Origin of the sequence: Mesorhizobium sp. M0894, assembly GCF_040319725.1 — a bacterium.
GTDB lineage: Bacteria > Pseudomonadota > Alphaproteobacteria > Rhizobiales > Rhizobiaceae > Mesorhizobium.
Map to the genome: position 1 here is coordinate 18,502 of NZ_JAMYOG010000028.1, position 11,292 is coordinate 29,793.

At 62.1% G+C, this 11,292-nt stretch carries 11 protein-coding genes and 1 tRNA gene; 5 read left to right on the forward strand and 7 right to left on the reverse strand.

The features are described 5' to 3' along the window. The first annotated feature begins 162 nt into the window (after positions 1 to 162). Positions 163 to 1,119, forward strand: a complete 957-nt coding sequence (locus NKH91_RS30145; protein ID WP_023716458.1) for a LysR substrate-binding domain-containing protein — start codon at positions 163 to 165, stop codon at positions 1,117 to 1,119. Positions 1,120 to 1,178: 59 nt separating this feature from the next. Here the strand turns inward: NKH91_RS30145 and NKH91_RS30150 are convergent, their stop codons facing one another. Then, positions 1,179 to 2,606: an MFS transporter gene (locus NKH91_RS30150; RefSeq protein WP_352885465.1), complete on the reverse strand. Its 1,428-nt coding sequence runs from the start codon at positions 2,604 to 2,606 to the stop codon at positions 1,179 to 1,181. A gap of 133 nt (positions 2,607 to 2,739) precedes the next feature. Between NKH91_RS30150 and NKH91_RS30155 the strand changes: the two genes are divergently transcribed. The 3 genes from NKH91_RS30155 to NKH91_RS30165 are packed head-to-tail and all read left to right on the forward strand — an operon-like array spanning position 2,740 to position 6,417. Continuing rightward, positions 2,740 to 3,720: a LysR substrate-binding domain-containing protein gene (locus NKH91_RS30155; protein ID WP_352482368.1), complete on the forward strand. Its 981-nt coding sequence runs from the start codon at positions 2,740 to 2,742 to the stop codon at positions 3,718 to 3,720. After that, the gene (xseA, locus tag NKH91_RS30160) at positions 3,717 to 5,282 is read left to right on the forward strand and encodes an exodeoxyribonuclease VII large subunit (protein ID WP_352482369.1); all 1,566 of its coding nucleotides are present in this window, start codon (positions 3,717 to 3,719) and stop codon (positions 5,280 to 5,282) included. Before NKH91_RS30155 ends, xseA begins: the two co-directional genes overlap by 4 nt. Before the next feature lie 7 nt (positions 5,283 to 5,289). After that, positions 5,290 to 6,417 (forward strand): DmpA family aminopeptidase, encoded by a 1,128-nt coding sequence (locus tag NKH91_RS30165; RefSeq protein WP_352885464.1) that lies wholly within the window; start codon positions 5,290 to 5,292, stop codon positions 6,415 to 6,417. Positions 6,418 to 6,478: 61 nt separating this feature from the next. Here NKH91_RS30165 and NKH91_RS30170 read toward each other — a convergent pair whose 3' ends face one another. The 4 genes from NKH91_RS30170 to NKH91_RS30185 form a co-directional block, all read right to left on the reverse strand. Further along, positions 6,479 to 6,733 carry a DUF768 domain-containing protein gene (locus tag NKH91_RS30170; RefSeq protein WP_023719384.1) on the reverse strand — a complete coding sequence of 85 codons (255 nt, stop codon included), beginning with the start codon at positions 6,731 to 6,733 and terminating at the stop codon, positions 6,479 to 6,481. Between the two features lie 510 nt (positions 6,734 to 7,243). Continuing rightward, complete coding sequence (locus tag NKH91_RS30175; protein ID WP_502895967.1) at positions 7,244 to 7,588, reverse strand: Atu4866 domain-containing protein; 345 nt, start codon at positions 7,586 to 7,588, stop codon at positions 7,244 to 7,246. Further along, positions 7,588 to 8,316 (reverse strand): SDR family oxidoreductase, encoded by a 729-nt coding sequence (locus NKH91_RS30180; RefSeq protein ID WP_352493844.1) that lies wholly within the window; start codon positions 8,314 to 8,316, stop codon positions 7,588 to 7,590. Before NKH91_RS30180 ends, NKH91_RS30175 begins: the two co-directional genes overlap by 1 nt. A 90-nt stretch (positions 8,317 to 8,406) precedes the next feature. Continuing rightward, positions 8,407 to 9,159, reverse strand: a complete 753-nt coding sequence (locus NKH91_RS30185) for an SDR family NAD(P)-dependent oxidoreductase (protein ID WP_352592555.1) — start codon at positions 9,157 to 9,159, stop codon at positions 8,407 to 8,409. Positions 9,160 to 9,296: 137 nt separating this feature from the next. Between NKH91_RS30185 and NKH91_RS30190 the strand changes: the two genes are divergently transcribed. Continuing rightward, positions 9,297 to 10,220 (forward strand): LysR family transcriptional regulator, encoded by a 924-nt coding sequence (locus NKH91_RS30190; RefSeq protein ID WP_352885463.1) that lies wholly within the window; start codon positions 9,297 to 9,299, stop codon positions 10,218 to 10,220. Between the two features lie 44 nt (positions 10,221 to 10,264). Here NKH91_RS30190 and NKH91_RS30195 read toward each other — a convergent pair. Both NKH91_RS30195 and NKH91_RS30200 read right to left on the reverse strand, forming a co-directional pair. Next, a tRNA-His gene (locus NKH91_RS30195) sits at positions 10,265 to 10,341 on the reverse strand. A 345-nt stretch (positions 10,342 to 10,686) separates the two neighbouring features. Continuing rightward, entirely contained in the window at positions 10,687 to 11,145 is a 459-nt protein-coding gene (locus NKH91_RS30200; RefSeq protein ID WP_352482378.1) for a phasin, read from the reverse strand. Positions 11,146 to 11,292: the final 147 nt, after the last annotated feature.

Genomic DNA, 11,292 nt, shown 5'->3' on the forward strand with positions numbered 1-11,292 from the left:
TTCGAACGAGCGAAACCAGTCGATCGGGCGCTGGCGACAGCGGCCGTTCCGGCTTCGATTCACATGCTTTCATGTGGACAGTCGGAATTTGCCACGGCGCGATTGATTAATCCAACGAATGTTTCTAATCTTTAGCATCAACATCAATGATGGATTAGACCGATGAAAGCGCCGCTCGATCTCGATCAGTTGCAGACCTTCATCTCGATTGTCGACACCGGCAGCTTTACCCGCGCGGCGGAAGCCGTGCATCGCACCCAGTCTGCGGTGTCGATGCAGATGCGGCGGCTGGAAGAGCGGATCGGCAAGCCGCTGTTCGAAAAAGACGGCCGCACCAACAGGCTGACCGAGGAAGGCGACCGGCTGCTCTCTTACGCAAGGCGGCTGCTCTATCTCAACAAGGAAACACTGGCCGCCTTCGACGACCGCCGGCTCGAAGGCACCATCCGCATCGGCACGCCGGACGACTATGCCGATCGCTTCCTGCCCGAGATCATGGCGCGGTTTGCCCGTTCCAACCCGCATGTCGAACTGACCGTTATCTGCGAACCGACGCCGGGACTGGTCGAACACATCAAGCGCGGCAATCTCGACCTGGCGCTGGTGACGCACAATGACGCGCGCGGCCAATCGGAAGTGGTGCGGCGCGAACCGCTGCTGTGGGTTACCTCGGCCAATCATGCGACGCATGAGCAGCCGATCCTGCCGATGGCCTTCGGCCGGCCGAACTGCATCTGGCGGCGGGCCGCCGCCGACGTGCTCGACCAGCAGAACCGCGATTACCGCATCCTGTTCACCAGCTTCTCGGCCACCGTTATCGCCGCGGCGGTGCTTTCCGGCCTGGCGATCTCGGTGCTGCCGGAATGCGCGCTGCGGCCCGGCATGCGGGTGCTGGGCGAGGCCGACGGTTTCGGCGCCCTGCCCGATTGCCGCATCGGCATCATGCGCGGCCAGACCTCGCGGCCGGAGATCGTCGACGCGCTCGCCCGCCATATTTCGGAAAGCCTCGACAATATTTCCGTGCCGCTCGGCGAGGAGACCGGCACGTTCGATTTCGCCGCCCTCGCCTTCGCGAAGATGAAGCGGACCAAGCCGAACCAGATCCTGCCGGGCTGGTAGGGCTTCGTGTCTCATAGCGCCATGGGGCCTGCCACCGCGGAGCCGATGCAAGTTAGGGCTCAATGACGACGGAAATTCAGTGCGACGAGGATCATCGCCGCGGTACCGGCAGCGGCGAGATAGACGGCCATCCGCACACCCTCAGCGGTAGCGACGCGCAGCGCTTCTCCTGTCAAACCGCCGGTGCCGGCGTTTGCAACGGCTACCAGGACAGCCAGCCCCACCGCGCTACCGACCTGCTGACCCGTGGATGCAATGCCTGAGGCGATGCCTTGCTCATGCGCGGCAACGCCCTTGGCTGCGGCTGCGAACATTGTTGGAAAGGTGATGCCGCCGCCGAGGCTGAAGACAATCAGTCCGGGGACCAGGTCGGCATAAGTGCTGTCCGCCGACATGGCCATGCCCAGGCCCGCCGTACCAATCGCGCCGATCGCAAGGCTGACGACGAGTGTGTTTCGTGTACCCAGACGGGTCGCCATCCGACCGCTCAGCGCATTGCCCGACAAGACGGCCAACATCGGGACCATGAAGGCGAAACCAGTCTGCAGAACGCCGAAGCCCTGCACTGTCTGGAAGTAGAAAGACAGGAAATAGAGCAAAGAACCGAACGTGGCGGTGAACAGGAATGTGGTGACGACGCCGGTGCTGAGGTTGCGGTTGGCCAGCAGCCGCAGCGGCAGCAACGGGTCGCGGCTATGCGCCTCTATGGCCACGAAGAGCGCCAGCAACAGGATCCCAACGGCAGCGCTGACCAGAATACCCTGTGAGGCCCAGCCGTACTCTGGACCCTGGACGAGCGTGAAAACGAGCAGGGTGGTACCGACCGTCGCCGTCAATGCGCCCGGCAGATCGAACTTGCCGCCTGACTGGTACCCGCTGTCTCCTAGAATCACCGGAAAGGCCGCCACGATCGCGATGCCGGCCACAGGCACGTTGACGAAGAACACCGCCTCCCAGCCGAATGCCTGGGTCAGCACGCCGCCAAGCAACGAGCCCAGAACCATGCCCCCGGCACCAGAGCCGGCCCATACGGACAAAGCGATATTGCGTTCGCGACCTTCGCTGAAGGTGGTGTTGACCAGCGACAGGGTGGCCGGGAAAAGAAAGGCGCCGCCCAAGCCCTGCACGGCGCGCGCGGCAATCAGGATCTGAGGCGTCGTGGCGAAACCGCCGACCAGCGAAGACACTGCGTAGAGGACAAGCCCGAAAACGAACATTCGCCGCCGCCCAAGCAGGTCGGATGCCCTGCCTCCAAGCAAGAGGAAACCGCCAAACGCAACCGCATACGCACTCACGACCCATTGCAGGGTCTGCGCCGAGAAGCCGAGGCCCAGGCCGATCTCGGGCAAAGCGACAAAAACGATATTGTAGTCGATCGAAATAATAAGCTGGGCAAAAGCCAGCAATGTCAAAACCAGACCAAACCGTGGTCGGGCCGATACGTCAGCCACGCTCGAGTGGTGGCTCATATTCAACTGGTCGGTCATGCCTATTCCTTTTTCCAAATGGAGCCCAGCACCCGCTGATCAGCGCGGCAATTGGCAAGGTAATATCTGGACGAAACAGCCAAAATGGCATATAACTGGAAGCATCGTCCTCTATTGGCAACGATGTGCGACTGTGCTGGATCTGAACGATCTTTATTATTTTGCGAAGGTGGTCGAGAAACAGAGCTTCACTGCCGCAAGCCACGCGCTTGGACGATCAAAGTCCAACATCAGCCGGCGCATCATCGAGCTCGAGAAACAGCTGGGCGTCTGTCTTATCCAGCGAACCTCCCGCAGCTTCGCCGTCACTGATATCGGCCAGGAGGTCTATCAGTTTGCTGTGGGAATGCTGGTCGAGGCGGAATCGGCCGAAGGCGCCGCGGCGCGACGACTGGCCGAGCCCAGCGGTACGGTCCGCTTCACCTGCTCGATCGGCATGGCGCAGTCGTTCCTGGCGGAATTGCTACCCCGGTTCCTTTTAACGTTTCCCAAGGTAAACATCATCCAGCACGCGACCAACAGGTATGTGGATCTTGTCGACGAGGGGTTTGACCTTGCGCTTCGCGGCCATGTCGAGCCGCTGCCCGATTCCAGCCTGATCCAGCGTCGGTTCGCGCCGACGCCCTGGCATCTTTTCGCCGCACCCATCTATCTTGCCGGCGCAGGCACACCGACAAGCCCACAGGACCTTGCCGACCATGGCGGCCTCGCACTGAACGGGCTGACCGGCGGGGCGGTCTGGAAACTGCGCAATATCGGCGGCGAGACTGTCCTGATGCCGCTCACGGCGCGCTTGCGCAGCGACGATCTGGGAACACTGAAACAGGCTGCCATTGCGGGCCTGGGGATCGTGGCGCTGCCGGCCTATTTCTGCCAGGCCGAAACAGGCAATGGCATATTGCAACGCATCCTGCCGCAATGGACGGCGGGAGAAGCTGGGATCACTTTGCTGTCGCCTTCGGGGCGCAGCCTGTTGCCGGCAGTTCGAGCGTTCAGCGATTATCTGGCTGCCGAATTTTTTGGCCGTAGCGAGATGATGGGATCGCGTTATGACACGCGGCCGGATACAGGCGCCTTGACGGCGGCCAACAACCGTCCCCCAATCGGCCGATGAGCGACACAGCATCCGAATCACGCACCAACGCCACCGAGTATACGGTGAGCGAGATTTCCGGCGCGCTGAAGCGCACGGTCGAGGACGTCTTCGGCAATGTACGGGTGCGCGGCGAGATTTCCGGCTATCGCGGGCCGCATTCCTCCGGCCATGCCTATTTCTGCCTGAAGGACGATCGCGCGCGGCTCGACGCCGTGGTGTGGAAGACCACGATGAGCCGGCTGAAATTCCGTCCAGAGGAAGGCATGGAGGTGATCGCCACCGGCAGGCTGACCACCTATCCCGGAAAGTCCAACTACCAGATCGTCATCGACAATCTTGAGCCGGCCGGTGCCGGCGCGCTGATGGCGCTGCTGGAAGAGCGCAAGCGCCGGCTGCAGGCCGAAGGCCTGTTCGACGCCGGCCGCAAGCGCCTGCTGCCCTTCATGCCGCGCGTCATCGGCGTCGTCACCTCGCCGACAGGCGCCGTCATCCGCGACATCATCCACCGCATCAAGGACCGCTTTCCGCTGCATGTGCTCGTCTGGCCGGTGCGGGTGCAGGGCGAAATGGCGGGAGCGGAGGTGACCGCTGCTGTCAACGGCTTCAACGCACTGCCATGGGACGGCGCCATCCCGCGGCCCGACCTGTTGATCGTGGCACGCGGCGGCGGCAGCCTGGAGGATCTGTGGGGCTTCAACGACGAAGCGCTCGCCCGGGCCGTCGCCGCTTCGGCCATTCCGTTGATTTCCGCGGTCGGGCACGAGACCGACTGGACGCTGGTCGATCTGGCGGCGGATGTGCGGGCGCCGACGCCGACGGGCGCCGCCGAAATCGCCGTGCCGGTCAAGGTCGACCTCGAAGCGACGCTTGCCGGTCTCAGCGCACGGTTGAACACCGCGGTGTCGCGCAATTTCGAACGCAAGCGGCAAGCGGCGCGCGCGGCCGCCCGTGCGCTGCCCTCGCCCGACCAGTTGCTGGCGCTGCCGCGGCGGCGCTTCGACGAGGCGACGAGCCGGCTTGGCCGGGCGCTGTCGGTCAGCGTCGAGCGCAAGCGGGCCAGGCTTCTGGGGCAGCGGCTGACGCCGGCCACCTTGTCGCGGCGCATGAACGAAGCCCGCACGCTGACCCGCCGCGACCTCGCCCGTGCGCAAGCGGCGTTCCTTGCCATCGTGCGCGAGCGTCGGGCGCGGTTTTCGCGCACGGCGGCCAGACTGTCACCGGCGCCGATCGCGAGGCGGCAGAAACTGCAAGGCGATGCCCTGCTGGCCCTGACGCGGCGGCAGGACCACGCGATTTCGAGACGACTGGACCGTCTGCGTGGAAAACTGACGCAGGCCGATCGGTTGCTGGCGACGCTCTCGCACAAGGCCGTGCTGGCGCGGGGCTTCGCACTGGTCAAGGATGTGGACGGCGCGGTGGTCAAGCATGCGACGGACGTGGTGTCGGGAATGGCGCTTTCGCTGGAGTTCGCCGACGGCACCGCGGATGCAGTCGCCATCAGTGGCACGGCGCGGCCGAAGACGGTTGCCAAGCCCGCGGCCAAGCTCAAGGCGCCGGGCGGCCAAGGTTCGCTTTTCTGAGGAAGAAATGACCGACCCTCATCTTGCGACGCCCTCGGGCAAACCGCGCGCCCGCGCCTTCGCGATCCCATTCGATGGCACGCCGGGCCGCTTCAACGCCATCACCGATGTGCCTGGCGTGACGGTCGGCTATACCACGCTGATCTCAGGGGACGGGCCGCCCGTTGTCGGCAAGGGTCCAGTACGCACCGGCGTGACCGCGATCCTGCCACGGCCCAGGGGCGAACTGGCCGTACCGGCGTTCGCCGGCGTGTTCAGCGCCAATGGCAATGGCGAACTGACCGGCTCGCATCTGATAGAGGAACTCGGAGCGTTCAATCTTCCCATCACCATCACCAACACGCATTCCTGCGGCGTCAGCCGCGACGCAACGCTGCGCTGGATGCAGAAGGTGCTGCCGCAATCGCTCGACAGCGCCTGGGCACTGCCGGTAGCGGGCGAGACTTATGACGGCTTTCTAAACGACATCAACGGCCACCATGTGAGCTTCGAGCATGTATTTTCGGCGCTCGAGACGGCTGAAAGCGGGCCGATCGAAGAGGGCAGCGTCGGCGGCGGCACCGGCATGATCACCTTTGGCTTCAAGGCGGGATCGGGCACATCCTCGCGCAGCGTCGACTGGAACGGAGAGCGTTTCACGATCGGCTGCTTCGTCCAGTCGAATTTCGGTGCGCGGCGGAACCTTGTCGTGCGTGGCGTCAGGGCCGGAGCGGAACTCGCCGAACCGGCGATCCGGGACAACACGCCGCGAGCGGAAAAGAGCTCGATCATCGCGATCGTCGCCACCGATGCGCCATTCATGCCGCATCAGTTGAAAAGACTGGCGAAACGCGTGCCGCTCGGCGTCGCGCTGACCGGCGGCTATGGATACAATTCATCCGGCGATATTTTTCTCGCCGTCAGCACGGCCAATGCCGATGCGGCGCGCGGCGCCGCCGGCAAGCTGGTCAGCGCCGGCTACATACCGGATGCCGACATCAACCCGTTCTTCGACGCCGTCGTTCAGAGCGTGGAGGAAGCCATCCTCAACGCGCTGGTCGCCAATGATGACATGACCGGGCGCGACGGCAATTTCGTGCCGGCGTTGCCGAAAGCATGGCTCGAGGAGAGATTTGGCAAGGCTGCGCGGCGATAAGACCGCGCAACTGCATCAGACAGGCAATAATCGCCCGGCAGGTTTTGCCGGGGGCGATCCGTCAGCCGGCAGGCTTGTTGGAATTCTGCTCGTCCTGATCGGCCTCGGCCGCCTCTTCGAGCCTCGAAGCAATGAGCTCCTGAATGTCGCCGACCTCTTCCTGGATATCCTCCAGGGGTATGCCGGCTTCGGCAGCTTTGGCCGCACATTCCCTGGCGAGGGTCTCGGCCTGCTTCTCGATTCTGGCTGGCGAGGGCTGGCAATGGACTTTTTCGCCAATCCACCCGCGCAAGAACTCGATCGCGTGTTCACTCATACTGCTGTTTCCCTAGCGGCTATGCCGATTGGTAATCATAAACGTCGGCATCTTCGAAAAGATGCGTGCTGCCATTCGAGCCGAGTCGGCTTCGCCCGGCAAGCCGAACTTGTCCGAGGTCCACAGAGCTGAAGGGAATGGTGGGTTCAAGGAGCACGTTCTGGTTCTTGAGGACTGATTCTCTCGACGAAACTCGTTTGACCCGCGCTATTGTTTCTATTTGCTTTTTTTCGGTTTTCAAGCCGTTTTAGATCACAATAGATAACACAATAGCTAGCACATTTACCGCGCACTCGCCGGCACCAGGTAAAAGGCGAGCCGTCAAAGCCGCCGCTATATAGTGACAACCATTTGCAATGTCGACTCTGCCCGCGATCCTGCTTCTTTCCGCCGCGCTTGCCGGGAGATATGTGGTGTGGCGGGCCTTGTGGTGCAAACTGCCGAGCGCCTCATGCAAGGCATGCAATAGCGTCTTGTGGAACCCTGAATTGCTTGTCTCAGGGTGGCTCTCTACCGCTGGCGATAAAGGATCATGCCGGCATGATAGAGAACGCCTTCGACGAACTCTCCGTCCGCGGTGAAGCCCGTATCGTCCCAGTATTCTATGTGGTTTCCCTGCACTTCATAGCGTCCCCGATAGGCGCTCTCGCGGTCACCGCGCGCTTCGTCATAACGGCCGTTCGGCAGGAGTTCGTGCCTGATATGGCGATCCTCGGTGACCCACATTCCGACATAGGGGTGATCTTGGCGCGTCATTGATTCCTCCGCAAGGATTGGAGTTGAAGGAAGGGTCAGGCCGGTTGGGGCTACAGCAACGGCAATACCCGTAAGCATTGCGGCCAAAGTGGATCGCATCAATGCGCCGCCTTCGTCGGACGCACGACGATCTCGTTGACGTCGACATCGTCGGGCTGTTCGATTGCGTAGCGCACTGCCCTGGCGATGGCATCGGGTTGCAGGGCAATAGCACGCCAGGTTTTCATGGCGGCGGCAGCGGCTTCGTCGGAGATCGTGTTGGCCAGCTCGCTTTCCACCACGCCAGGATGAATGCAGGTTACGCGGATATCGTCACTCTCCTGGCGGAGCCCATCGGAAATCGCGCGGACAGCGTATTTCGTTGCGCAATAAACGGCAGCCGTGGGCGAGACGGCCAGTGCGCCGATGGAACCGATATTGATGATATGCCCGGAGCCGCGTGCCGTCATCTCCGGCAGGACCGCCGCGATGCCGTACAGAACACCTTTGATGTTGACGTCCACCATCAGCTCCCACTCGTCGACCTTCATGGCTGCCATGGCCGAGAGCGGCATGACGCCCGCATTGTTGACGATGACGTCGACCTGGCCCCATTCGGCCCGCGCAGCATCGGCGAATGCTGCGACATCCGCCCTTTTGGTGACGTCGAGCGCTCGTACGCGAACGATTCCACCAGCTGCCTCGATTTCGGCTGCGAGGACTTCAAGGCGGTCGGTGCGCCGTGCGCCAAGCATCAGCTTTGCACCTGCCGCGCCAAGTTCGCGGGCGATGCCAGCACCGATGCCGCTGGAGGCACCGGTGATCAGAACAACTTTGTTCATGGTCATCGAGATAATCCTTTTGGTTCAGCGGTTATTTTCACGATGTGAAGGATGGCGTGCGGGTGAGCTCCCGCAGTGCGCCAGCCTTATTTGGGGTCACTGGGCGGTGTAGCCGCCATCGACCAGAAGCAGGGACCCGGTGATGAAGCTGGACGCCGGCGAGGCAAGAAAGGCGATGGCCTCGGCAACTTCCTGCGGCTGGCCGATCCGGCCGATCGGATGCGCATCGCCGAAGCTGCGCAGCATCTCCCGGCCATTCTCCACCACGCCTTCCATGATGTCGGTTTCGATCACGCCAGGGGCAACGGCGTTGCAGCGAATGCCCATGCGCCCGTATTCGATCGCTATCACCTTGGTCAGCTGTGCGACTGCCGCCTTGGAGGATGCATAGGCCGCCTGCGTCTCGAAGGCCGCGACGGCCGAGATCGACGAGACATTGACGATCGCGCCACCACCGCCGGCGGCCATCAACTCCACCGCAGCCCGAGCGGTGACAAAACTGCCGCGCGCATTGATCTGCAGGATGCGGTCATAGTCGTCGACCGAGGTCTCCGTCAGACGTTTGTTGAGCGTGCGACCGGCATTGTTCACGACGATGTCCAGTCGTCCGAAGCGCTTCGCCGCGAGTTCGACCGAGCGTCTGGCCAGAGCCTCGTCAGCGACATCACCGACCAGGGTTGCCACATCCTCGGCTTCCAATTCACGTACAGTGTCGCTGAGATCGCTTGCCACGATCCGGGCACCCCTGGCACGCAGCAGCTCCGCCGTGCAGCGGCCGATGCCGCGTGCCGCGCCCGTCACGAGGGCGACTTTTCCATCCAGGTTCCAGGAGGAAGGCAGTGATGTCATGGGTTATCTCCTTGGTCATCCGGCATCGGCTTGATCGGGAGGATCAAGCCTTTCTTGCCATTGCGACAGAGATAGAGCCATGGCATTGTCGCGATAACCCGCCCGCTGGTAACCTCGATGGTAAGTTTAGCTAACCAATGGACATCGATCTCAATGCAATTGCCGTCTTCGTCACAGTGGCCGAGGAACGCAATTTCCGCGCTGCGGCAGACCGGCTGGGCGTGACGCGCTCGGCGGTCAGCCAGAGCGTCCTCAGGCTTGAACAGCGCCTTGGCATCGCATTGCTGCAGCGCACGACACGCAGCGTAAATCTGACCGAGGCGGGCGAGCGCCTGCTGGCGAGCGTCGCACCGGCGATCGCCGACGTGAACGCGGCAATCGAAGCCACCACGGAGTTTCTGGACCGCCCACGCGGCCGGCTGCGGATCGCGGTTTCGTCGATCGCGGAGACGTTTCTGTCAGGGCCGTTGCTGGCGTCCTTTGCAGAAAGATTTCCCGAGGTGCATCTGGATATCGTGGTCACCGACGAGGAATTCGACATCGTTGCCGAAGGTTATGATGCGGGCGTGAGGCTCGGCGAAGTGATCGAGCAGGACATGATTGCCGTGCCGGTATCGGGCGATCAGCGACAGATGGCCGTCTGCGCCCCGCGCTATCTCGAAAAGTTCGGAGCACCCGCCCATCCGCGCGAGCTTGTGGCTCATCGTTGTATCGGCTGGCGGCCGGCGCCGGGAGTTTCGCCCTATCGGTGGGAGTTTGGCGAGGACGGGCGCGAGTTCGACGTGGCGGTTGCGCCCGAGATCACCACTAACGACATGTGGCTGATGATCCGGCTGGCCGTTGCAGGCGCCGGAATCACGTTCGGCATGGCGGACACATTCCGCCCCTGGATCGACCGCGGCGAGCTTGTGCGAATCCTCGACGACTATTTTCCGCCGTTTGCGGGCTTCTATCTTTATTTTCCCAGCCGACGGAATATCGCGCCGAAGCTGAGAGCCCTTGTGGATCACCTGCGCGGTGCGCGTCAGGCGGGATCGCAGGTGACCGCGCCAGGGTCGTAGAGATCGCTTGGCGCTATTGGTCAGAAACCTGGCTGAAAGCTGAATGGTACCGTTGGCTGGGATCGAACCAGCGACCTCCGGATCCACAATCCGGCGCTCTAACCATCTGAGCTACAACGGCACGCTTGCCCGAGCGATATCCAGACGGAACGTTCATTCTCCGGGACCCGCTCTGTCGTTCGGCGATGCGTCCATACGGGCTATCGGAGTTTAATTCAAGGCTTTTGGCAAAGCAAAAGATCGCTCCGGCATCGCGTCATTTTTCGCCGGACAAAGAAAAGGCCGGCGGGAGGAGGTGCCGGCCTTTTCCTGTTACGAGCCAGCGGGAGGAGGTGCTGGCTGGTTATCCCGGTGAGCAGAGGGAGGAGGTTCCACCCGCCGGGTATTCGCTTAAACCGCTATATCGCACATCTATTTGTCTGACGAAATGCGACCTTTTGATGCATCGTCAAACTGTGTGCAAATATTAGGCGATCTTAATTTCTTTCACGGCCTTCTCGAAGGCGGTCTTGATCGGCTTAGATACGTCCTCGGCCGCCTTGGCAGCAACCGCCTGGAAGTCCTTGGCCTGCTCAACGGTCATTTCGACGCGCTTGCGCAGGAACGCAGTCTGCAGCTCGACGACTTCCGACAGCGACTTGGCGCCAATCAGGGCTTCGAAATGCGAGAAGCCGGCCTCGGCATTGGCGCGCAGGGCGGCGATGGTCTTGAGCGACAGGTCGCTGGAAACGGTCTTGGCGGTCTCGTAGGTCGACTCCAGAGCCTTCTGGGTCTCCTCGGCGCCGGTCTTCAGCTTGGCATAGGCCTCTTTCGACTGCTCGACGCCCTTTTCGGCGAAGGCGCGGATCTGATCGGTGGCCTTGGAAGCGTCGAAGCTTGGGAATTCAACGTTTTCGATCGTGTCGGCGGTCTTGGTCCTGGACATTTTCCATCCTTTTCAGCGGCAGCGGCTTTGACAGAAAGCCGTCTCGTTCATCTATCGTGGCAATATAAAGGCAAATTTTGTGCATTGCAACATGTTTGTTGCATCGCACCATTGATTATTTGTTTCGCGACGTTAACCACGCGCCTA

Bases quoted from the DNA above. Each gene is read 5' to 3' on its own strand.
- xseA (WP_352482369.1), top strand. From the start codon at position 3,717: ATGAGCGACACAGCATCCGAATCACGCACCAACGCCACCGAGTATACG.
- NKH91_RS30170 (WP_023719384.1), bottom strand. From the start codon at position 6,733: ATGAGTGAACACGCGATCGAGTTCTTGCGCGGGTGGATTGGCGAAAAA.
- NKH91_RS30180 (WP_352493844.1), bottom strand. From the start codon at position 8,316: ATGACCATGAACAAAGTTGTTCTGATCACCGGTGCCTCCAGCGGCATC.
- NKH91_RS30145 (WP_023716458.1), top strand. From the start codon at position 163: ATGAAAGCGCCGCTCGATCTCGATCAGTTGCAGACCTTCATCTCGATT.
- NKH91_RS30185 (WP_352592555.1), bottom strand. From the start codon at position 9,159: ATGACATCACTGCCTTCCTCCTGGAACCTGGATGGAAAAGTCGCCCTC.
- NKH91_RS30200 (WP_352482378.1), bottom strand. From the start codon at position 11,145: ATGTCCAGGACCAAGACCGCCGACACGATCGAAAACGTTGAATTCCCA.
- NKH91_RS30150 (WP_352885465.1), bottom strand. From the start codon at position 2,606: ATGACCGACCAGTTGAATATGAGCCACCACTCGAGCGTGGCTGACGTA.
- NKH91_RS30175 (WP_502895967.1), bottom strand. From the start codon at position 7,588: ATGCGATCCACTTTGGCCGCAATGCTTACGGGTATTGCCGTTGCTGTA.
- NKH91_RS30165 (WP_352885464.1), top strand. From the start codon at position 5,290: ATGACCGACCCTCATCTTGCGACGCCCTCGGGCAAACCGCGCGCCCGC.
- NKH91_RS30190 (WP_352885463.1), top strand. From the start codon at position 9,297: ATGGACATCGATCTCAATGCAATTGCCGTCTTCGTCACAGTGGCCGAG.